Annotated in this window: 20 protein-coding genes; 10 read left to right on the top strand and 10 right to left on the bottom strand. The window is 68.5% G+C overall.

Features of this window, described 5'->3' with window-relative positions:
* Positions 1-79: 79 nt before the first annotated feature.
* From AC0B44_RS15610 to AC0B44_RS15585, 6 genes are all read left to right on the top strand, one after another.
* Positions 80-1,324 (top strand): CynX/NimT family MFS transporter, encoded by a 1,245-nt coding sequence (locus AC0B44_RS15610; protein ID WP_471903753.1) that lies wholly within the window; start codon positions 80-82, stop codon positions 1,322-1,324.
* 41 nt (positions 1,325-1,365) lie between these two features.
* On the top strand, positions 1,366-1,599 hold the full coding sequence (gene secG, locus AC0B44_RS15605; protein ID WP_072698320.1) for a preprotein translocase subunit SecG: 234 nt from the start codon (positions 1,366-1,368) through the stop codon (positions 1,597-1,599).
* Positions 1,600-1,645: 46 nt separating this feature from the next.
* Entirely contained in the window at positions 1,646-4,402 is a 2,757-nt protein-coding gene (ppc, locus tag AC0B44_RS15600; protein ID WP_471903752.1) for a phosphoenolpyruvate carboxylase, read from the top strand.
* A gap of 105 nt (positions 4,403-4,507) precedes the next feature.
* Entirely contained in the window at positions 4,508-4,846 is a 339-nt protein-coding gene (locus tag AC0B44_RS15595) for a YciI family protein (protein WP_471903774.1), read from the top strand.
* Positions 4,847-4,860: 14 nt separating this feature from the next.
* Entirely contained in the window at positions 4,861-6,090 is a 1,230-nt protein-coding gene (locus AC0B44_RS15590; RefSeq protein ID WP_471903751.1) for an RNA polymerase sigma factor, read from the top strand.
* A 61-nt stretch (positions 6,091-6,151) separates the two neighbouring features.
* Positions 6,152-6,868, top strand: a complete 717-nt coding sequence (locus AC0B44_RS15585; RefSeq protein ID WP_471903750.1) for an SOS response-associated peptidase — start codon at positions 6,152-6,154, stop codon at positions 6,866-6,868.
* A gap of 30 nt (positions 6,869-6,898) precedes the next feature.
* On the opposite strand, the gene AC0B44_RS15580 is transcribed toward AC0B44_RS15585, so the two are convergent.
* The gene (locus tag AC0B44_RS15580) at positions 6,899-7,387 is read right to left on the bottom strand and encodes an SRPBCC domain-containing protein (RefSeq protein WP_471903749.1); all 489 of its coding nucleotides are present in this window, start codon (positions 7,385-7,387) and stop codon (positions 6,899-6,901) included.
* Positions 7,388-7,554: 167 nt separating this feature from the next.
* On the opposite strand from AC0B44_RS15580, the gene AC0B44_RS15575 reads away from it, so the two are divergent.
* Positions 7,555-8,235 carry a hypothetical protein gene (locus AC0B44_RS15575; RefSeq protein WP_471903748.1) on the top strand — a complete coding sequence of 227 codons (681 nt, stop codon included), beginning with the start codon at positions 7,555-7,557 and terminating at the stop codon, positions 8,233-8,235.
* The gene (locus AC0B44_RS15570) at positions 8,236-10,011 is read left to right on the top strand and encodes a GMC family oxidoreductase N-terminal domain-containing protein (RefSeq protein ID WP_471903747.1); all 1,776 of its coding nucleotides are present in this window, start codon (positions 8,236-8,238) and stop codon (positions 10,009-10,011) included.
* A 357-nt stretch (positions 10,012-10,368) separates the two neighbouring features.
* On the opposite strand, the gene pgl is transcribed toward AC0B44_RS15570, so the two are convergent.
* Genes pgl through tkt form a run of 5 tightly spaced genes read right to left on the bottom strand, consistent with a single transcriptional unit; the run spans position 10,369 to position 16,824 of the window.
* Positions 10,369-11,130: a 6-phosphogluconolactonase gene (gene pgl / locus AC0B44_RS15565; RefSeq protein ID WP_471903746.1), complete on the bottom strand. Its 762-nt coding sequence runs from the start codon at positions 11,128-11,130 to the stop codon at positions 10,369-10,371.
* A complete protein-coding gene (gene opcA / locus AC0B44_RS15560; RefSeq protein ID WP_471903745.1) occupies positions 11,123-12,031 on the bottom strand; it encodes a glucose-6-phosphate dehydrogenase assembly protein OpcA in 909 nt (302 codons plus the stop codon). The genes pgl and opcA overlap by 8 nt, the downstream gene beginning before the upstream one ends.
* Complete coding sequence (gene zwf / locus AC0B44_RS15555; protein ID WP_471903744.1) at positions 12,028-13,569, bottom strand: glucose-6-phosphate dehydrogenase; 1,542 nt, start codon at positions 13,567-13,569, stop codon at positions 12,028-12,030. Before zwf ends, opcA begins: the two co-directional genes overlap by 4 nt.
* Positions 13,570-13,571: 2 nt before the next feature.
* On the bottom strand, positions 13,572-14,717 hold the full coding sequence (gene tal / locus AC0B44_RS15550; RefSeq protein WP_471903743.1) for a transaldolase: 1,146 nt from the start codon (positions 14,715-14,717) through the stop codon (positions 13,572-13,574).
* 4 nt (positions 14,718-14,721) lie between these two features.
* A complete protein-coding gene (tkt, locus tag AC0B44_RS15545) occupies positions 14,722-16,824 on the bottom strand; it encodes a transketolase (protein ID WP_471903742.1) in 2,103 nt (700 codons plus the stop codon).
* Positions 16,825-17,036: 212 nt separating this feature from the next.
* Between tkt and AC0B44_RS15540 the strand changes: the two genes are divergently transcribed.
* A complete protein-coding gene (locus tag AC0B44_RS15540) occupies positions 17,037-18,014 on the top strand; it encodes a heme o synthase (RefSeq protein ID WP_471903741.1) in 978 nt (325 codons plus the stop codon).
* 74 nt (positions 18,015-18,088) lie between these two features.
* Here the strand turns inward: AC0B44_RS15540 and AC0B44_RS15535 are convergent, their stop codons facing one another.
* Positions 18,089-19,054 carry a quinone oxidoreductase family protein gene (locus AC0B44_RS15535; protein WP_471903740.1) on the bottom strand — a complete coding sequence of 322 codons (966 nt, stop codon included), beginning with the start codon at positions 19,052-19,054 and terminating at the stop codon, positions 18,089-18,091.
* Positions 19,055-19,076: 22 nt separating this feature from the next.
* Here AC0B44_RS15535 and AC0B44_RS15530 point away from each other — a divergent pair, with 22 nt between their 5' ends.
* A complete protein-coding gene (locus AC0B44_RS15530) occupies positions 19,077-19,433 on the top strand; it encodes a hypothetical protein (RefSeq protein ID WP_471903739.1) in 357 nt (118 codons plus the stop codon).
* A 73-nt stretch (positions 19,434-19,506) separates the two neighbouring features.
* Here AC0B44_RS15530 and AC0B44_RS15525 read toward each other — a convergent pair whose 3' ends face one another.
* The 3 genes from AC0B44_RS15525 to AC0B44_RS15515 all read right to left on the bottom strand — a co-directional run bounded on the left by AC0B44_RS15525 (position 19,507) and on the right by AC0B44_RS15515 (position 22,282).
* Positions 19,507-20,472, bottom strand: a complete 966-nt coding sequence (locus AC0B44_RS15525; RefSeq protein ID WP_471903738.1) for a COX15/CtaA family protein — start codon at positions 20,470-20,472, stop codon at positions 19,507-19,509.
* Positions 20,473-20,543: 71 nt separating this feature from the next.
* Entirely contained in the window at positions 20,544-21,341 is a 798-nt protein-coding gene (locus AC0B44_RS15520) for an ABC transporter permease (protein WP_471903737.1), read from the bottom strand.
* On the bottom strand, positions 21,338-22,282 hold the full coding sequence (locus AC0B44_RS15515; protein WP_471903736.1) for an ABC transporter ATP-binding protein: 945 nt from the start codon (positions 22,280-22,282) through the stop codon (positions 21,338-21,340). Before AC0B44_RS15515 ends, AC0B44_RS15520 begins: the two co-directional genes overlap by 4 nt.
* Positions 22,283-22,289: the final 7 nt, after the last annotated feature.

The following is a 22,289-nucleotide window of genomic DNA, read 5'->3' as shown; positions in this document are numbered from 1 at the left end:
TGGGGCGCAGGATCCTTCGATCCTGCGCCCCACGGCTTTTCCCGGTAGGCACCGGGACGGAAAGGAAGTCGCCGAGTCCATGGCCGCAACCGCCGACACCGGACCGGGCACCCGCCGCGTGCTGTTCGGCCTGGCCGCACTGCTGCTCGTCGCCGCGTGCCTGCGGCCCGCCGTCACCGCGGTCGGCCCACTGCTCGACGAGATCGGCGCCGGCACCGGCCTCGGCAGCACGGCGCTCGGCCTGCTCGGTGCCGTGCCGCTGCTGTGCTTTGCGGCGGTCTCGCCGTGGATTCACCGTCCCGCCGCCCGGTTCGGTGCGCAGCGCATGGTCCTCGTCGCCATGCTCGTGCTGACCGCGGGCATCCTGCTGCGGTCGATACCGGGCGCGGTGTGGTTGTGGGGCGGCACGATGGCGATCGGTGTCGGCATCGGCATCGGTAACGTGCTGCTGCCCGCGATCGTCAAACGCGACCATCCCACCCGCATCTCCACCGTCACCGGCGTCTACTCGTCGGTGACCACCGGTGCTGCCGGGCTGGGATCCGGTCTTGCCGTGCCCTTCCTCGCCCTGACCGGGAACTGGCGGGGCGCGCTCGCCCTGTGGGCCGTGGTGTCGCTGGTCGCGGCCGCCGTGTGGGCCGTGCGCGGACGCGTGCTGCCGACGCCCGAGCCTGCCGCCGCCGCGACACCGGGTGGGCTGTCGATGTGGCGCTCTGCGACCGCGTGGCAGGTCACGGCGTTCATGGGACTGCAATCCACGACGTTCTACCTGCTCGTGACCTGGCTGCCCTCCATCGAGACAGGGCTCGGTATCGACCGTGCCGCCGCCGGATGGCATCTCTCGGCCTACCAGGTGATCGGGATCGTGGCAGGCCTGGGCGCCACCGCCCTCATGGCGCGCCGCGGCGACCAGAGCCTGCTCACCGCCGTGGCCGCCTCGCTTCTCGTCGTGGCGATGCTCGGCCTGCTGTGGGCGCCGAACCTGGTCCTGCTGTGGATCCTGGTCGCCGGAACGAGCAGCGGCGCGACGTTCATCATCGCGGTGTCGCTGTTCGGATTGCGCACCCGCACGATCGCACAGACCGCACAGTTGTCCGGCATGGCGCAATGCATCGGCTACCTGCTCGCGGCGAGCGGTCCGGTGGTGGCCGGCGCGATCTTCGACCTCACCGGCACCTGGACCGCGGTACTCGTGCTGGTCGCGGTGTGCGCGGCCGGTCAGGCCGTGGTCGGGGCGTTCGCCGGCCGCGACCGCTACACCGACGAGGCAACATCCGGCAGGGGGTCCGGCAATCCTGGAAGTTCTCCGGACCGGGTAAGCTGACGGCCGACGTCACCCACCATCGAAGGACACCGAACGCCGACATGGAACTGTTCCTGGACATTCTGCTGATCGTCACGAGCCTGCTGCTCATCCTGCTGGTGCTGCTGCACCGCGGTAAGGGCGGCGGTCTGTCGAGCCTGTTCGGCGGCGGCGTCCAATCCAACCTGTCCGGTTCGTCGGTGGCCGAGAAGAACCTCGACCGGCTCACCGTGTTCACGGGCATCGTGTGGGTGATCGCCATCCTCGGCATCGGGCTGCAGATCAAGTTCAGCTGACCGGCCAGCGGTCGCGTATCGGCGCGGAGACGCCGATACTGGCCGCATGACGGACTCCCCGCCGGCTTCGGCCACCGAACCCCTGCGCGACGACATCCGGCTCCTCGGCGGCATCCTCGGCGATGTCGTCCGGGACCAGGCGGGGGAGGAGATCTTCGACCTCGTCGAAGCGGCGCGGGTCGCGAGTTTCCGAATCCGGCGATCCGAGATGGAGCGCGCCGACCTCGCCGCACGTTTCGCCGATGTCGACACCGGGAATCTGCTTCCGGTCGTGCGCGCGTTCAGTCACTTCGGGCTGCTCGCCAATCTGGCCGAAGATCTCCACCGGGAGCGGCGCCGTGCCGTGCACACCGAGGCCGGCGATCCTCCGCAGGACAGCGCCCTCGCCGCGACCTACGTCAAGCTCGACGCGGTCGGCCTGGACGCGGACTCGGTCGCCGAGGCGCTCGCAGACGCACTCGTCGCCCCGGTGATCACCGCGCACCCCACCGAAACCCGGCGCCGCAGCGTGTTCGACGTGCAGACCGCCGTCACCGACCTCATGCGCCGGCGCAACCACACCGTCGATCCCTACGAGCGGGACGAACTCGACCGTGCCCTGTACCGGCAGATCCTCACGCTGTGGCAGACCGCGCTCATCCGGTTGTCGCGACTGCGGATCAGCGACGAGATCGACAACGGTCTGCGCTACTACGACCTGGCCTTCTTCGACGTCGTGCCCACTCTCAACGCCGAGGTCCGCCGCGAACTGCGCAGGCGCTGGCCCGACGCCGCAGTACTCACCCGGCCGATCGTGCGCCCCGGCACGTGGATCGGCGGCGACCGGGACGGAAACCCCAACGTCGACGCCGAAGTCGTCACCACCGCCGCCGACCGTGCATGCGCGACTGCTCTGCGTCACCACCTCACCGAACTCGACGCGCTCGAACGTGAGTTGTCGATGTCGGCGCGCACCACCGTCGTCACCTCCCCGCTGGAAGAACTCGCCGACCTCTCCGGCGACGACAATCCGGCGCACAGCGACGAGCCGTACCGGCGGGCCGTACGGGGCATCCGCGGACGGCTCACCGCGACCGGCGCCCATCTGCTGCCGGGAGTCGACCTTCCGCACACGGTCGACCTGTCGCGCGAGCGGTACCGCACACCCGCACAACTCCTCGCCGACCTGACGGTGGTCGACGCGTCGCTGCGCTCCGGTGGGGGCGGGGTGATCGCCGACGATCGGCTCGCGCGTCTTCGCGGTGCGGTCGAGGTCTTCGGCTTCCACCTCGCACCGCTGGATCTGCGGCAGAACTCCGACGTCCACGAGCGGGTGGTGGCCGAACTGCTCTCCTGGGCCGGGGTGACCGACCGATACTCCGCACTGTCGGAAGAGGACAGGGTCGCGTTGCTCACCTCCGAACTACGCATCCGCCGGCCCCTGACGAGCCCGGATGCGCAGTTGTCGGAGGAAACGGCAAAGGAACTCGGCATCCTGCGAGCTGCGGCAAATGTGGTGCAGCGCATCGGAAATGCCGCGATCGAGCATTACATCATCAGCATGTGCACGTCGGTGTCGGATCTGCTCGAGGTGGAGGTGCTGCTCAAGGAAGTCGGGTTGCTCGACCTCGACGCCGGTTACCCGCGCAGCAGTGTCCAGGTGATTCCACTGTTCGAAACCATCGAAGACCTGCGGGGTGGTGCGTCGACCCTGACTGCCGCGTTGGCCGTGCCCGAGTTCCGCAGTCTCGTCGACGCGCACGACGGGTTACAGGAGGTCATGCTCGGCTACTCCGATTCCAACAAGGACGGCGGTTACCTCGCCGCCAACTGGGCGCTGTACCGCGCGGAACTCGACCTCGTCGAGGTCTCCCGTGCCGCACGAGTGCGCCTGCGCCTGTTCCACGGCCGCGGCGGCACCGTCGGCCGCGGAGGCGGACCCAGTTACGACGCCATCCTCGCCCAGCCGCCCGGTGCGGTGCAGGGCTCGCTGCGGTTGACCGAGCAGGGGGAGGTGATCGCCGCGAAGTACCGCGAACCCGTCCTGGCACGTCGCAACCTCGAGGCGCTCGTCGCCGCGACGCTCGAATCGACACTGCTCGACGTGGAAGGTCTCGGCGCGGATGCGTCCGCCGCGTACCGGATCTTCGACGAACTCGCCGAACTCGCCCGCGACGCCTACCGGCGTCTCGTCCACGACACGCCGGGGTTCGTCGAGTACTTCACGACGTCGACACCCGTCGCGGAGATCGGTGCCCTCAACATCGGGAGCCGGCCGTCGTCGCGCAAGCCCACCGAAGCCATCGCCGACCTGCGTGCAATTCCGTGGGTGCTCGCCTGGACCCAGAGCCGGGTGATGCTGCCCGGCTGGTACGGAACGGGCAGCGCGGTCACCCAGTGGGTCGGTGACGACCCCGAGCGGCTCGAGTCGTTGAGAACCCTGTACCGCCGGTGGCCGTTCTTCCGCTCGGTGCTGTCGAACATGGCGCAGGTGATGGCCAAGTCCGACCTCGGCATCGCGGCGCGCTACTCGGAACTGGTCGAGGACACCGACCTGCGGGAACGTGTCTTCGGCCAGATCGCCGAGGAACACGCGCGGACCGTCGACGTCTACCGGCGGATCACGGGCTACGACTCGCTCGTCGCCGACAATCCCGCGCTGGAACGCTCCCTGCACAACCGGTTCCCGTACCTGGAGCCGCTCAACCACCTGCAGGTCGAACTGTTGCGCCGGTTCCGCGCAGGTGAGGACACCGAGCAGGTACGCCGCGGCATCCAGCTGACCATGAACGGCCTGGCGACCGCGCTCCGGAACAGCGGCTGACGGATCCCGGCGAGAAAAACTTCACAGGGGTGTCGATTCCGGTAGGGGCCGCTCGTCGTCATGACGTACGGCGAACCGCTGTACGACCGACGACAGGAGACGATCATGAAGTACATGTTGCTGATCTACACATCCGCAACCGAGGAAAGCACCTGCACCTTCCAGGATTGGCAGGACTACGAGAAGGCGATGCGCGATGCCGGGGTGCTGGTCGGTGGCCATGCGCTGCAGGACCTCGTCACCGCGACCGCCGTCCGGGTCGGCGACGACGGACGCCGCACCGTGACGGACGGGCCGTACGCCGAAACCCGGGAGGTGCTCGGAGGCTACGACGTCATCGATGTGCCGGACCTGGACTCGGCCATCGACTGGGCGGCGCGGTGCCCGGGTTCTCGCGACGGTGGCACCGTCGTCGTGCGGCCGATCGCCGAGTTCGGCGAGTAACCGTGGATGCGGGTGTGTCGGCCGAGGCCGTGTTCCGGGAGGAGCACGGCCGGCTCCTCGCCGGCTTGGTACACCGCTTCGGCGATCTCGACCTCGCCGAGGAAGCCGCATCCGATGCGCTCGAGGCCGCGCTCGTGCACTGGCCGGTCGACGGGGTGCCCGACCGGCCGGGAGCGTGGCTGTTCACCACCGCCCGCCGCCGTGCGCTCGACCGGGTGCGACGGGACCGCACCTACGCGCAACGGCTTGCTCAGCTCGCGATCGACACCGAGCGTCGTGGCTCCCCGGTACCACCCCGCGACGAGTTGCCCGACGAACGACTGGAACTGTTCTTCACCTGTGCCCATCCTGCACTGGCGGCCGACGACCGCGTCGCGCTGATCCTGCGGTGCCTCGGCGGGCTCACCACCAGCGAGGTCGCCCGCGCGTTCCTCGTTCCCCACGCCACCATGGCGCAACGAATAGTGCGGGCCAAGAAGAAGATCCGCGGTGCACGGATACCGTTCCGGGTTCCTCGCGCCGACGAGCTCGAAGAGCGGCTACCCATCGTGCTCAGCGCGCTGTACTCGATCTTCACCGAGGGATATGCCGCCAGCAGCGGCACGGATCTGCAAAGGCCGGATCTGGCCGAAGAGTCGATCCGGCTGGCCCGGATCCTGCGCCGGCTCATGCCCGCGCAACGCGAGGTGGCCGGGTTGCTCGCACTCGTGCTCCTCGTCCACGCGCGCCGCGACGCCCGCACCGACTCAGCCGGCGAGATCGTGCTCCTCGACGCCCAGGACCGGACCCGGTGGGACAGGGAGATGATCGACGAAGGAAGTGCGCTGGTGGTCGAGGCGCTGTCCGGCGGACCACCGGGCCCGTACGCGGTGCAGGCGGCAATCGCAGCCCTGCACGACGAAGCGCCCGACGTCGACTCCACGGACTGGCCGCAGATCGTCGCGCTCTACGGGGTACTCCTCGCACTCGCACCCTCGCCGCTGGTCGCCGCGAACCGTGCTGTCGCCGTGGCGATGCGCGACGGACCCGCAGCGGGCCTGGAACTGCTCGACGCCCTGGCAGACGAACCGGTCCTTCGCGACCATTACCCGTACCACGTGGCCCGCGCCGACCTCCTCGACCGGCTCGGCCGTGACGCCGACGCCGAGCGCGCGTTCCGGCGGGCATCGGGTCTGGCGGGCACCGAGCCGGAACGCCGCCGTGTCCGCGCCCGTCTGTCCTCGTTCGACGAGGGATCCGGGTGACAGTGAGGGAAGCTGAGAGGCGGGAAGCGCAGAGGCGGAAAAGCAGAGAGGTGATGTCTTCGTGTGTGGACGTTATGCAAGCACGAGTACCCGGGACGACCTGCTCGCCACCTACGACGCGGCGGCAGCGGTCGGTGAGGAGTTGCCACCGTCGTACAACGTCGCCCCGACCCAGCGGGTCAACGCCGTGCTCGTGCGTACTCCGCGCGACGACCCCGATGGCGATCCGGTGCGCCTGGTCTCGTCCCGGCTCCATTGGGGTCTGGTCCCGTCCTGGGCGAAGGACCCGAAGATCGGTGCGCACATGATCAACGCGCGTTCGGAGACGATCACGCAGAAACCGGCGTTCAAGGCCGCTGCCGCCCGGCGGCGTTGCATACTCCCGGCCGACGGATACTACGAGTGGATGAAAAACGACGAGGGGAAGAAGATCCCGTACTTCCTGCACGGGGACGCGCCCATCTCCATGGCCGGACTCTACGAGTTGTGGCCGAATCCCGAACTGCCCGAGGACGACCCGGAACGGTGGTTGTGGACCTGCACGGTGCTCACCCGCCCGGCGACCGACGCTGCCGGGCATATCCACGACCGCTCACCCGTCGTCCTCCCGGCCACGTTCGTCGACCCGTGGCTCGACACGACGCTCACCGCCCGCGAGGACGTCGATGCGCTGCTGAACTCGATCCCCGAACCCCATCTCGAACCCTACGAGGTGAGTACCGCGGTCAACTCGCCTCGCAACAACACACCGGACCTGCTGCGACCCGTGAATCGATGATCCTGTGACCCCCGATCCGGCGCGGGCCGGTCACCGGTACTCGTCGACCAGCGACAGGTAATCGCTCCACCGGGGCAGGGGACTGCCGGTGAGAGCAGCGTCCAGGCGATCGAGGTAGTACTGCCAGCTCGGGCCGATCTCCCCGGCCTCTGATCGCGGCACGTGAGAGTGCGTGAAGTCGAGTGTGGTCACACGACCCACCGCGCGCAGGGCGACCGTCAGCAACCAGCCGTCCACCTCCAGCGAGAACCCGGCCGGGGGAGTACACCGGAGGATCCGAACGTCGGCGGTCGCCGAATCGTGTTCGTCGGTCATCGTCAGCCGCACGTGCCCCGTGGCGGGATCGCCGGTGAAGGTGCCGTACCACCGTGACAGTTGCCGCGGGTCGGTGAGCGCGTGCCAGATCTCGTCGGGGGGCAACGCGAAACTGCGGCGATAAACCAGCCTGACCAGCGACGCGTCCTGCGGGCAATCGCTTTCCGGCCGTACCTCTCCCATGACCGTCGTGGGCATGCTCATCGGTTGCTCCCCTCGTCTTCGTTTGCCAGTGTGATGGATCCGTTCGGCGTCCGGACGCGAACGGGACGTCGCATTCGCGCCTTTTCCGGGGGTACCGACCTCCCGGGATTTCGACCGGTTCGTCCGTACACTCCCGTCAGTTGCATTTCACCGACGAGGGGACGAACGTGAACTGTGCACACGACGGTTCGTGGAACCGCCGACAGTTTCTGACCGGATTCATCGGGGGCGGAGCTGCGCTCGCCGCGCTGAGCACGCTGGGTGTTCCCACGGCAGGTGCTCAGCCTGCGGCGCCGGCGCCACCGATTCGCGACACCATAAACGGGTTGCTCTCGTTCGTCGTGCCCGGGAACGACCCGTACTCCCAGCACCAGGGGGTGGCCACCGACCGGCCCGGGGGAGTGACTCCGGGAACTGCCGCGTCCCTCGAACTGACTCTCGACCGAGCGCTCGCGATTCCGCTGCTCGGCGGGGCCGGAGTTCCGCTCCCGGGCGCTGCGGGAGTTGCGGTGCTGCTCAACATTTTCGCGGCCACCGCCGATCCCAATGCCGCGAACGGGCCCTTCGCGGCGCCGTTCGCGAACCTGGACCATGCGAAGAAGGCGCTCGTGTTCGAGTGGCTCGACACCGACCCGCGCTTCGAAAACTTCATCATCCGGTTCGTGGTGAACTCCGTGCCGACTCTCGCCGCGTTCGCCGCCTTCTCCGAGGTGTCGGCGTTCGACCGGATCGAAAGGAAGACGACCGGCCGTCCGGTGGGCTGGGACCTGAGCAACTACGCCGGTCCGAGCGACGGATGGGACGAAGTGATCGGGTACTACCGCGGGATCGACAAGGTGGAGGCATAGATGACCGACGTAATCGTGGTGGGATCGGGTGGCGGCGGCCCGGTCGTGGCGAAGGAACTCGCGGCGCGCGGACTCGATGTCCTCGTGCTCGAAGCCGGACCACGCTTCATCGACCCGGAGAACGAGTGGACCCACTTCGAAGACGACGCCAACAACCCGATCACGGGATTTCTGCGGCAGGGCCCCGGTGACCGATCCCGTACGCCGTGGTTGCGGGACGTCCCCCAGCAGTCGTATGTCTGGCAGGTCGCCGGCGTCGGCGGCACCACCCTGCACTTCTTCGGAAATTCCCCCCGCGCGGCGGCCGGCGCCTTCGTCGGCTACGACGCGCCCGACCGCGACATGTACGACACCGCGCACCTGTTCCCGTTCGGGTACGAGGAGTTACGGCGCTACTACGAGTGGGTCGAGGCGACGCTTCCGGTGCAGACGGCCCCCATGGGGGCCAAGGAACAGGTGTTCCTCCGTGGCGCCGCCGCACTCGGCCTGACGCATCAGACCACGCTCGACACCACCGGACCGTCCTACCGCGCGCAGCAGAACGCCATCCTGCAGCCCGGCGGAACCGCGGGCCGCACCCGCGACCCCGCGCAGTTGCACTATCCCGACGCGCGCGGATGCACCATGTGCGGCCACTGCTACCAGGGGTGCTACCTCCCGCTCGGCGCACCGCGGAATCTCAAAGCCAAACGGTCGACGGACAATTCGTACGTTCCGATGATGCTCACCGCCGACGCCTGGTCGCCCCAGGGCCGTGCCGTCACGCTCGTCTCCGACGCCGTCGTCACGAAGGTCCTCTTCGAGGAGGTTCACGGGGAGACCACTGCGCGCGGGGTGCGGTTCACCACCACCGCCGACGGCGCGGAGCACGAGGCCACCGCCCCCGTCGTCGTGCTTGCCGCAGGATGCATCGAGTCACCGCGTCTGTGGCTCGGTTCCGGTCTGCCCAACCCGAACGGATGGGTCGGCCGTGGTCTGACCGATCACCACATGGACGGCGTGTTCGGCGTCTTCGACGAATACACCGGTGAGACGAGGGGACCCGGTTCGAATGCGCGCGTCGACCTGCCCGGCTACGGCGGGGTCGAGCAACTCGGTCTGCCGCCCGCGCTCATCGCGTACGCACTGAACTTCAGCGATTCCGGGATCAACGGTTACGGACGAGCAGGAGGCGTGGTCGACTCCGCGGGAGCGGACACCATGGGAAGGCTCGTGGGGCGCGATCTCCTGAATACGATGTCCGACACCGACCGGGTGCTCGCGGCACTCGTCATCACCGACGACGACGTCGAACCGGAGAATCGGGTGACGTTGTCGCCCGTGCTGCTTCCGAGCGAGGGCGGGCTCGCGCCGAAAATCACGATGGCCCACCGGAATCGATCGGCGCGCACCAAACGCAATCGCGAATACTCCACCCGGAAGGCCGTCGAACTGATGCGGGCGGCGGGCGCGAAGTCGGTGCACCGCTGCGACTGGCCGCCGTTGATCCTGCATTCGCAGTCGAGCATGCGGATGGGACTCGACGAGCACAATTCGGTGCTCAACTCAGATGCCGAATCACGTTGGGTGAAAAGGCTTTTCATCACAGACAACTCCGCCCTCCCCAACAGTCTCGGTGGGCCGAACCCGACCCTGACCACGCAGGCGGTCGCCACCCGGACGGCCGAGAAGATCATCGAGAAGTACTTCGGCGGAGAAGCGTGGGTCGGGCGTGAGAATCCGGTGTCGTCGATCGACGATCGCGTCACCGAGGCAGTCATCGCGCGGGGACTGTAGGACGGTCCTGGGCTGCAGCGCCGGGCGTGTGCGACCGTCCGATTTCCTGGACGGGGAACCTACGCGCCCGGCGGTGCGTCGAACGTGACAAGGGCCGGAAACGAAAGCGGCCCACCACGGGAGGAGCCCACCCGCATGGACCCACGAACGACGCGATGCGTCCCCGGACGTCCCCGGCTCACCGCAGCACGCACGACGCGCGGCCCTCGCTCGTCGGTGAGATTCCGGTGCGTCCGGCAGGGCACCGACGACGGTACGCCCCGGACTCCGGCGGACGAGTCCGACCGCGACAGCGATCCTCGGTGACGCAGTGACGCAGTGACGCAGTACCCCGCGGCACACGTCGTGGCCGGCGGCTCAGGACTTCGGGAGCCCCGCGGCCGCAGCCGGATCGACGAACCACACGGTGCGTTCGAGCCCGCGGGCCCCCGCTGCCGGAATGTCCTCGGGGCTTGCCCCCGCGATCGAACCGGCGACCGCGTCGGCCTTGTTCTCCCCGGTGACCAGCAACCACACCTGACGGGCGCGCTGCACGGCGGGCAACGTCAGCGTCACCCGTGCCGGAGGCGGCTTCGGAGAATCCTCCACGCCGACCACGAAACGCGCCGATTCACGCACCGCGTCGGTGTGGGGGAAAAGCGAGTTGATATGCCCCTCGCCCCCCATGCCGAGCAGGTGCACATCGAAGTCCGGTACCGACCCGTCGGCGGACTGCGCCGCGAGACGCCGGGCGTAACGCTCCGCGGACTCGGCCGGTGTTGCGCACCCGTCCTCGCCGAGTGCCGGCATCGTGTGGATACGTGCCTCGTCGATCGGCACGTGGTCGAGCAACGCGGCCCGGGCCTGCACCTCGTTGCGGTCGGGATCGCCCGGCGGGAGGAAACGCTCGTCGCCGAAGTACACGTTCACCGCCGACCAGTCGATCCCGCCCTGCTCGCGGCCGACGTGCTCGAGCACCGCGATGCCCGTCCCGCCACCGGTGAGGACCACATGGGCCTGCAGGCGTTCGCGTTGCGCCGCGACCACGGCGTCGACGAAGGCTTTCGCCGCCGCCCGTGCGACGGCGTCCGCGTCGGCGAAGGTCAACACTTCGGTCGGGGCGCTGACGGATTCAGACATAATCCACCTTCGGCAGGGCCGACAGTGCGGCCTCGTAGATGACATCGGGGTCGAGCCGGCGCAACTCCTCGGCGAGACACTCGGCGGAATCCCTCCGGGCCAGGGTGATCAACGACGCGGGCTTGTCCGTTCGTTGGAGTGTCGCCACGCGCCCTTCCTGGGGACGTCCCAGCACGATCGTCTGCGAGGTCGTGCGGAGTTCGACGCGCAGTTCGCCGGTCGCGCGCAGCACCGGGCAGTCGAGGCGGCTCGCGAGCCAACCCGCGAGCAGGTCGATCGCAGGTTCGGTTTGCAGACCGGAGACGTGCGCGGAAACGACGCGCTCGTGAGGCGGTTGCTCGAGCGCCGACACCAGAAGTGCACGCCAATAGGTGATCCGTGCCCACGCCAGATCGGTGTCGCCGGGGGTGTACCCGGACAACCGCGAGAACAGATCGGCACGCGGATCGAGTGCGTTCGTCGTATCGGTGAGCCGTCGAACGGCGAGCCTGCCGACGGGATCCTTGGCGGGGACCGGAGGCGCCTGGCTCGGCCACCACGCGACGACGGGCGTGTCGGGCAGCAGGAACGGCACGACGACCGACTCCTGATGCTCGGCGAGTTCGCCGTGAAGCGCCAGGATCAGCACCTCGGATGCACCGGCCTCACCACCGACGCGGATTTCCGCGTCGAGACGGGACGGACCTTCGGCGCGACCGCGCCCGACCACGATGACGCGGCACGGGTGCTCACGCGCGGCGTCGGTCGCCGCCGAGATCGCCGCCTCGATGCCGCGTGCTTCGCCGGCGCACACGATGAGCGTGAGAACCCTGCCCTGCGTGACGATGCCGCCGGTCCGTCGCAATTCGACGAGCTTCTTGCTGACATCCACCGCGGAGGTGTTGCGCAATTGCAGTCTCACGGCCGTCTCCATTCCCGGCCGGATCGGCGCAGCATCTCTTCGGACGAGGGCGGACCCCAGCCGCCCGCTTCGTACGGCTCCGGCCGGCCTTTCGCAGCCCAGTGTTCGAGAACCGGATCGAGGATCTTCCAGGACAACTCGACCTCTTCGTCCACCGGGAACAGCGACGGTTCACCGAGCAGCACATCGAGCAGCAGCCGTTCGTAGGCCTCCGGAGAGGACACGGTGAACGCCTGGCCGTAACTGAAGTCCATGCTCACGTCGCGCACCTCCATCTCGGAGCCGGGTACCTTCGACCCGAAGCGCATCGTGACACCCTCGTCGGGCTGCACCCGGATCACGAGTGCGTTCTGCCCGAGATCCGACGTCATCGTCGTGTCGAACGGGAGGTGCGGTGCGCGCTTGAACACCACGGCGATCTCGGTGACCCGGCGGCCCAGCCGTTTTCCGGTGCGCAGGTAGAAGGGGACACCTGCCCAGCGCCGGGTGTCGACCTCGAGAGTGATCGCCGCGTAGGTCTCGGTCGTCGAGTCCGCCGCGAATCCCTTCTCCTCGAGCAGTCCGACGACCCGCTCGCCGCCCTGCCACCCACCGGAGTACTGACCACGAGCGGTCGTTTCGTCGAGGGGTTCGGCCAGGCGCGTCGCGGACAGCACCTTGATCTTCTCGGCGCGCAGTTCGGACGGCGCGAAGCTGATCGGCTCTTCCATCGCGGTGAACGCGAGCAACTGCAACAGGTGGTTCTGGATGACGTCGCGCGCCGCCCCGATCCCGTCGTAGTAACCCGCCCTGCCGCCGAGACCGATGTCCTCGGCCATCGTGATCTGGACATGGTCGACGTAGTGCGCGTTCCAGATCGGATCGAACAACTGGTTCGCGAACCGCAGCGCCAGGATGTTCTGAACCGTTTCCTTACCGAGGTAGTGGTCGATGCGGAACACCGAATCCTCGGAGAACACTTCGCCGACGACCGCGTTCAGCTCACGAGCACTTTCGAGGTTGTGACCGAACGGCTTCTCGATCACCACCCGGCTCCACGTGTCGCCCTGCGCCGATGCGAGACCCGAGCGGGCCAGTTGCCCACACACGACGGGAAACGCATCGGGCGGCACCGACAGGTAGAACGCGTGGTTTCCGCCGGTGCCCCGCTCCTGGTCGAGCTTGTGGAGCGTCTCGGCGAGTTCCGCGAACGCGGCATCGTCGTCGAACGTGCCCTGGACGAAACGGATGCCCTCGGCGAGCCGCTGCCAGACTTCTTCGCGGAACGGGGTGCGCGAGTTGTTGCGCACCGCGTCGTGCACCACTTCACCGAACTCGGCGTCGTCCCACTCGCGGCGGGCGAAGCCGACGAGAGCGAATCCGGGCGGCAGGAGCCCTCGGTTGGCCAGGTCGTACACGGCCGGCATCAGTTTGCGGCGGGCGAGGTCGCCCGTGACGCCGAAGATGACGAGAGCACACGGACCCGCGATGCGAGGAAGCCGGCGATCGCTGCTGTCTCTCAGCGGGTTCGCCCACTCCGCCGTACCGGGTTCGCTCACGTTCAGCCCTCCGCGCCGGGCGCGTGGGCGGTGAGCTGCTCCGAGGTAGCGGTGAGCAGTTCGCTCCAGGACGCTTCGAACTTCTCGAGGCCCTCTTCCTCGAGCTTGCGGAACACGTCGGGCAGGTCGATTCCCGCCGCGTCGAGCGCATCGAAGACCTGCTGAGCCGAGGAGATGTTGCCGGTCACGGTGTCACCGGTGATCACACCGTGGTCGGCGACCGCTTCGAGCGTCTTCTCCGGCATCGTGTTCACCGTGTTCGGAGCCACGAGTTCGGTGACGTACATCGTGTCGGAGTACTCCGGGTTCTTCACACCGGTCGACGCCCACAGCGCGCGCTGCGCATTCGCGCCCGCCTCGGCGAGCTGTTCGAAGCGTGCACCCGACTCGAATGCCTTGCGGTAGGCGGCGTACGCCAGCCGGGCGTTCGCGACGCCCGCCTTGCCACGCAACGCCAGCGCCGCGTCGGTGCCGATTGCCTCGAGCCGCGCGTCGATCTCGGTGTCGACGCGGGAAACGAAGAACGACGCCACCGAATGGATCTTCGACAGGTCGTGGCCGGCAGCCTTGGCCGCGGTGAGCCCGTCGAGGTAGGCCTCGATCACCCGCTCGTACCGTTCGACGGAGAAGATCAGCGTGACGTTGACGCTGATGCCCTCGCCGATCACCCGGGCGATGGCCGGAAGTCCGGCGACCGTCGCGGGGATCTTGATGAACAGGTTGGGGCGGTCGACGACCTGCCACAGTTGCTTGGCCTGCGCCACGGTCTCGTCGGTGACGTGGGCGAGACGCGGATCGACCTCGATCGACACACGGCCGTCGAGTCCGCCGGTCGCCTCGTACACGGGGGCGAGCACGTCGCACGCCGACCGGACGTCGTCGGTGGTCACGGCGAGAATGGTCTCCTCGACGTCGGCACCGCCCGCCGCCAGGTCACGAACCTGCGCGTCGTACGCGTGTCCCTTGGACAACGCCGCCTGGAAGATCGACGGGTTGGTGGTCACGCCGACCACGCTGCGGGTGGCGATCAGATCGGCGAGATTGCCGGACTCGATCCGCTCCCGCGACAGGTCGTCGAGCCACACCGACACCCCTTGTGCGGAGAGCTCAGCGAGCACTTCGTTCTGTGCGGTGGTCTGTGAAGTCATCCGATCATCCCTTCACTCGGGTCAGCGAGCGGCGCGCAGCGTCGACGACGGCTTCTGCGGTGATTCCGAACTCGCGGTACAGGGTCTTGTAATCGGCGGAAGCGCCGAAGTGCTCGAGCGACACGGCCTCGCCGGCATCGCCGATGAGCCGGTACCACGGCAACGCGAGACCGGCTTCGACGGAGACGCGGGCACGGACCGACGGGGGGAGTACCTCGTCGCGGTAGGCCTGGTCCTGCTCGAGGAACCAGTCGAGTACCGGCACCGAGACGACCCGGGTGGGCACACCGTCGGCCTCGAGGGTCTCGCGGGCGGCGACCGCCAGCTCGACCTCGGATCCGGTGGCGAGCAGCACGACCTCGGGAGTCCCGGTGGAGGCTTCGAACAGTACGTACGCGCCGCGGGCGACACCCTCGGCGGCCTTCTCCCGGGTTCCTTCGAGAACCGGCACGTTTTGGCGGGTGAGTGCCAGTGCGGTCGGGCCCGTCTTGTTCTCGAGAGCCGACTTCCACGCGAAGGACGTCTCGTTGGCATCCGCCGGACGGATCACCGCGAGATTGGGGATCGCGCGCAGCGCGGCGAGGTGTTCGATCGGCTGGTGCGTCGGGCCGTCCTCGCCGAGTCCGATCGAGTCGTGGGTCCACACGTAGATGGCCGGCGTCTGCATCAGCGCGGCCAAGCGCACTGCGGGCCGCATGTAGTCGGAGAACACGAGGAACGTCCCGCCGTAGGCCCGGGTCGGTCCGTGCAGAGCGATGCCGTTGAGGATCGAGCCCATCGCGTGCTCACGGATACCGAAATGCAGGGTGCGTCCGTACGGCTGGGCCGTCCAGTCGTCGGTGGAGATGGACGCCGGACCGAACGAATCGGAACCGGGGATCGTCGTGTTGTTGCTGCCGGCGAGGTCGGCGGAGCCGCCCCACAGTTCCGGCAGGATCGGGCCGAGGGTCGCGAGCGCGTTGCCCGAGGCCTTGCGGGTCGCGGGACCGCTGTCGGTGGGATCGTAGAGCGGCAGGGCGTCGACCCAGCCCTCCGGGAACTCACCCGCGAACAGACGGTCGAACAGTTCCTTGCGCTGGGGCTCGCGCCGAGCCCACGCGTCGAAGTCGGCCTGCCATGCCTCGCGCGCCTTGGCGTTGCGCTCGATGACGCCGCGGGCGTGCTCGATCACAGCCGGATCGACGTCGAAGTTCTTCTCGGGATCGAAGCCGAGCACCTTCTTCACCGCGGCGACCTCGTCGACACCGAGAGCAGCACCGTGCACGTCGCCGGTGTTCATCTTGGTCGGAGCCGGATAGCCGATGATCGTGCGCACGGAAATGAGCGAGGGGCGATCGGTGACCGCCTTGGCGGCCTCGACGGCCTCGAGGATCCCGGTGACGTTCTCGCCGCCGTCGACGGTCTGCACGTGCCAGCCGTACGCCTCGTACCGCTTCGCCACGTCCTCGCCGAGCGCGATCGTGGTGTCGTGCTCGATCGAGATCTTGTTGGCGTCGTAGAAGACGATCAGATTGCCGAGTTCCTGCACGCCCGCGAGCGACGAGGCCTCGGAGGTGACGCCCTCTTCGATGTCACCGTCGGAAGCGATCACGTAGATGAAGTGGTCGAAGGGGCTCTCGCCCGGAGCGGTATCCGGATCGAACAGGCCGCGCTCGCGACGGGCGGCCATGGCCATACCGACGGCGGACGCGAGGCCCTGGCCGAGCGGTCCGGTGGTCATCTCGACGCCCGCGGTGTGCCCGTACTCGGGGTGTCCCGGGGTCAGCGAGCCCCACGTGCGCAGCGCCTCGAGGTCGGCGAGTTCGACGCCGTATCCCGACAGGTACAGCTGGATGTACAGGGTCAGGCTGGAGTGGCCGCACGACAGCACGAAGCGGTCGCGACCGACCCACTTCGGGTCGGTGGGGTCGTGCCGCATCACACGCTGGTAGAGGGTGTACGCCAGCGGAGCGAGGCTCATCGCGGTGCCGGGGTGCCCGTTGCCGACCTTCTGCACCGCGTCGGCGGCGAGCACGCGCGCCGTGTCGACTGCCTTGGTGTCCAGGTCGGTCCAGTCGGCCGGATGCGCCGGCTGAGTGAGGGTGCGGATCTCGTCTGTGATCGACACGAGCAGAATTCTCCTGACATGGGATGTACGGGGCGGCTGCGGCAGAGTATGGCCCGCGCGCTCCTTAAGACTAGTGCGCGCGGGGGAGCGGGTCGATTCGGTCGGCGAGTCTCTGCCGTCTACCATCGTTCGTAGTAGTAGGGAGCGTCCGGAACCGGGCGACCGTGAACGGGCGAGCGAAAGTGCGGATTCGCGTGGTGCAAGGAGACAGAGTGCGGGCAGGGCAACGGCCGGGAGGACACGGCTTCGGCGCCCCCGAAGCACCGGGTGCTCCCCGTCGCGATACCACGTGGGGACGCATCTCGGGCAAGGTCCTCGCCTACATCGCCCTCACCAAGCCGCGCGTGATCGAGTTGCTGCTGGTCGCGACCATCCCCGCGATGCTGTTCGCCGATCGTGGCCACGTCGACATCGTCCTGATCCTGAGCACCCTGTTCGGCGGCTGGATGGGTGCGGCGAGCGCCAACTCCCTCAACTGCGTGGTCGACGCCGACATCGACAAGGTGATGAAGCGCACCGCGCTTCGCCCGCTGGCGCGCCAGACCGTGCCCACCCGCAATGCGTTCGTCTTCGGTGTTCTCCTCGGCGTGGCGTCGTTCGCGTGGCTGTGGTGGCGGGCGAACCTGCTGGCGGGCCTGCTCGTCGTCGCCACGATCCTGTTCTACGTCCTCGTCTACACGATGGTGCTCAAGCGCCGTACCTGGCAGAACGTCGTGTGGGGCGGCGCCGCAGGCTGCATGCCCGTGATGGTCGGCTGGGCCGCGGTCACCGGATCCCTCAGCTGGGAACCGGTCGTATTGTTCCTCGTCGTCTTCTTCTGGACGCCTCCGCACACGTGGGCACTCGCGATGCGGTACAAGGAGGACTACAAGGCGGCCGGCGTGCCGATGCTGCCCGTGATCGCGACAGAGCAGCACGTCACCAAGCAGATCCTGCTGTACACCTGGGCGACCGTCCTCGCGACGCTGGTGATCGTGCCTGCCGCCGGAATCGTCTACGCGGTCGTGGCGGTCCTCGCCGGCGCGTGGTTCCTGTTCGTCGCGCACCAGCTCTACAACAGCGTGCGGGGTGGCGCCTCGGTCAAGCCGCTCAAGCTGTTCCTGCAGTCCAACAACTACCTCGCGCTCGTCTGCCTCGGGCTGGCCGTCGACTCGGTGCTGGCTCTGCCGACGATCGGGTCCTTCTTCTGACCCTCCGTCTCCGCGCTACGACGACGCCCCCGCTCCTCACCGGAACGGGGGCGTCGTCGCTTCTGCGGTGCGGCTCAGGGGAGCAGGACGACCGACCCGGTCGTGCCGCGGCCCGCGAGATCGGTGTGCGCCTGCGCGGCGTCCGCCAGGGGATAGGTCGCGCCCACGCGGACGTTCAGTGAGCCGTCGGCGATCGCCGCGAACACGTCTCCGGCCCGCCAGAGCAGTTCCTCACGCGTGCGTGTGTAGTGCGCGAGGGTGGGCCGGGTGACGAACAGCGAACCGGCCGGGTTGAGACGCTGCAGATCGAACGGAGGAACCGGTCCGCTCGCGGCACCGAACAGTGCCACGGTGCCCCGGATCCGGACCGAGGCCAGGGACGCCTCGAACGTCGCCGCACCCACCCCGTCGTACGCGGCGGCGACGCCTTCGCCATCGGTGAGCTGCCTGACGCGGGCCGCGATGTCGTCTTCGTAACGCAGCACCTCGGCGGCACCCGCCTCGCGCGACAGTGCTTCTTTCGCGTCGGACGAGACGGTGGTGATCACGCGCACCCCCTTCGCCGTCGCCAGTTGGGTGAGCAGCAGGCCCACGCCACCGGCGCCGGCGTGGACCAGCACCGTGTCCCCGGACCGGGCGGGATACAGCGACTCGATCAGGTAATGCGCGGTCATGCCCTGGAGCAGTGCGGAGGCTGCCTGTTCGGCGGGCACTCCGTCCGGAACGGGGATCGCAACGTCCTGCGGGACGCGTACCAGTTCGGCGTACGAACCGGGGGCAGCGCACCAGGAGACTCGGGTGCCGATCACGTCGTCGGCGACGCCCTCACCGACCGCGACGACCGTGCCCGTCCCTTCGGAACCCGGGATGTAGGGCAGATCGGTGGGGTACATGCCCGTGCGGAAATACGTGTCGATGAAGTTCACGCCCACGGCGTCGGTGCGGACGAGCAGGTCGCCGGGACCGGGTTGCGGGTCGGGACGTTCCACCGGAACGAGTACCTCGGGGCCGCCGAACTGTGCCACTTCGATTGCGCGCATTCCGTCACAGTATTCTGCTTTCATGAGCGCCGAAACAGAGGTCGCGGCCGCACCGGCCGCCATCGTCTCGTCCATTCGCACCTTCGTCGCCGAGCACGGTGGCTCCGGCAAGGCCGTGCTGCAGCCGATCGGCCGGTCCGGGGTCCGGGTCACCGTCGTCGCCGCCGACGGAACCCTCGGTGACCGGGTCGCGAAGGACCTGCCGACCGCCCACGCCGTCATCGACGCGTTGCCGGATGTCACCGTCGCTTCCGAGTGGGACCGGGAGCTGACGAGCATCGTGAACCCGGCGCCCGGGCACTGGAAGAAGATGGCCGGCTGGGTCGCCCGCCAGGCGCGGTTCCCGAAGGCGCGCAACGAACAGGCGGTCGACGCCTGACACCGTCCGACACGAACCAGGGGCCGTCCACATCGTCGATGTGGACGGCCCCTGGTCGTCTGGGAGAAAAGGGTCAGACCGTGACCGGCTCGGGGGCCGGTGCGGCGGTCCGAATCCGTCCCGCGGCCCATACGGCAGCGGTGGCGGCGGTGCACACTCCCGCGCCCGCGACGTGCAGCACGACCAGCACGGCCGGCACGTCGGTCCAGAACTGCACGATCCCGATACCCGCTTGGGCGGCGACGAGGACGAGTAGGACCTTCAGCCGGGTCTTCACCGCCTCGGGGGCGTGGACGGCGTACACGGCGAACGCGAGGCCCACGAGGAGCGCGAGGTAGCCGACGAGTGCTTCCGCGTGCAGATGCACCAGCATGGTGATGTCGAGGTCGAGGCGGGGCACGGGGTTGTCGATGCTCTTGTCACCGGCGTGCGGTCCCGCCCCGGTGACCATGGTGCCCAGGACGAGCACACCGCTCAGCGCCACGGCGGACAGGGCGGTGAGCCAGCGCAGTGGCTGCGGCAGCACCTGCACGACGACTCCGTCGTCCGGTTCGCCGACCTTGGTGTAGAGGATAACGGCGAGCCAGACCATCAGCATGGAGGCGAGCATGTGGATCGCGACGGTCCACCACACCAGGCCCGCGAGGACGGTGATGCCGCCGAGGATGGCCTGGACGACGGTGCCGGCGGGCATGAGCCACGCCCACGCGATCACTTCCTTGCGACGGCGTGCCCGGGTCACCGCGAGGACGATGGCGGCCGCGACAGCGACGACGACGAACGTGAGGAGCCTGTTCCCGAACTCGACGATCTGATGCAGGGTGTGGACGTTGCTCGACACTCCGACCGGGACGAGCGAGCCGGGGAAGCACTGGGGCCAGGTCGGGCAGCCGAGTCCGGACGCGGTCACGCGGACCACGGATCCGGTCACTGCGATGCCGCCCTGGGTGAGGATCGTCAGGAACGCGATGATCCGCTGCGCCCGGAGCGACGGCACGGGGAGACGGTCGACAAGGCTCAGGTAGCCGCGATACAACACGGTGCCGATGCTACGGCGTCGTCCACTACGACGTGTAGTTGGGTGCTGTGACGTTCGGGTGAACCGGTAGGTCAGGTGAACCGGAACCATTTCACAGCGGCGGCGCCTCCGATGGCGGTCCACACCACCAGCACAGCGATCGACAGCCAGTCCACGCCGCCCGCCACGGCGGTGTCGAGCGCCAGCGTCAGCGCGCCCGAGGGCACGAGGCGCACGACGTGCAGCACCGCATCGGGGACCACGTCGTCGAGCAGCACGATGCTGCCGATGCCGAGGAGGACGAACCACACGACGTTGGCGAGGGCGAGAACGATCTCGGCGCGCAGCGTGCCGCCGAGGAGTAGACCCAAAGTCGCGAACATCACCGTTCCGAGTGCGATCACGACGGCACCCACGAGAAGTCCGGTGAGGCTGGGCCGCCATCCGAGTGCGACCCCGATACCTCCGAGCAGAATTGATTGCATCACCACTACAAGTCCGACCGCACCGCTCTTACCTGCGATGATGCCCCACTTCGGGAGTGCGGTCGCGCCGATCCTTTTCAATGCACCGTATCTGCGGTCGAATCCGACGGCGATTGCCTGACCGGTGAACGCGGTCGACATGATTGCCACCATCATCACGGCGGGAAGCACACGGGCCGCACGGTCTTCGCCGAGTTCGGCGATGGGCAGCAGCGTGAGACCGATCAGCAGCGTGATCGGAATCAGCATCGTCAGCAGCAACTGCTCACCGTTGCGCAACAGCAGTTTCAGTTCCATGCGTGTCTGCGCTGCGAGCATCTTCGCCGGCGCGTTCGGCGTCGGGCGGGGGGTGAAGGTCCCCTCGGCGAATCGGTTGTTCGCCAGTCGGTCGTGGGTCACGCTCACCCTCTCAGCTCCCGTCCGGTCAGTTCGAGGAACACGTCCTCGAGGCTGCGCTGGTCCACCCGGATCTCGGTGGCGAGCACACCCAGCGTCGCGCACCACTGTGCCGTCGCGGCGACCACGTCGGGGTCGATCGCGCCTTCGACCAGATAGCGGCCGGGCAGCGCCTCCCGAACCCGGCAGACGCCGGACAGCGACGCCTGCAGCGGCGCCACGTCCAGGGCCGGCGGCGCGGTCAGCCACAACTGCCCCTCAGCGCCGGTGCGCATGACCTCTTCCGGAGTTCCCGCCGCGACGACCCGGCCGTGATCGATGATCACGATCTCGTCGGCGAGTTCCTCGGCTTCGTCCATCAGATGGGTGGTGAGCAACACGCTCACGCCGTCGCGGCGCAGGGCGTCGATCAGCTCCCACACCAGCAGGCGTGCCTGCGCGTCGAGACCGGCCGTGGGTTCGTCGAGGAACACCAGTTCCGGTCGGCCGACGAGGGCACACGCCAGCGCGAGCCGCTGTTGCTGACCGCCGGAGAGCCGGCGATAGGGGGTACGCCGCGCTTCGTCGAGGCCGAGGCGTTGGAGCAGCCAGTCGGGATCGAGGGGATCGGCGGAGTAGGCGGCCACGAGATCGAGCATCTCGCCCGCCCGGGATCCCGGGTAGGCGCCGCCGCCCTGCAACATCACCCCGATGCGGGGCCGGAGCGCGTCGGAGTCGGCCACGGGGTCGAGTCCGAGCACCCGGACGGAGCCCGAGTCCGGGGTGACGAATCCCTCGCACATCTCGACGGTGGTCGTTTTCCCGGCCCCGTTGGGGCCGAGCAGGGCGAGCACCTTGCCACGCTCGACGGTGAGGTCGAGGTGATCCACTGCGGTGACGCCCCCAAAGGTCTTTACAACGCCGTCCAGGCGCACAGCCGGGACGGCGCTGGAGGGAGAACTCGGGGTCACAGGGTTC

This window comes from Rhodococcus sp. NPDC019050 (assembly GCF_055664235.1).
Note: the sequence above shows the minus strand (reverse complement) of the source record. Positions and strands in the feature narration are given on the sequence as shown.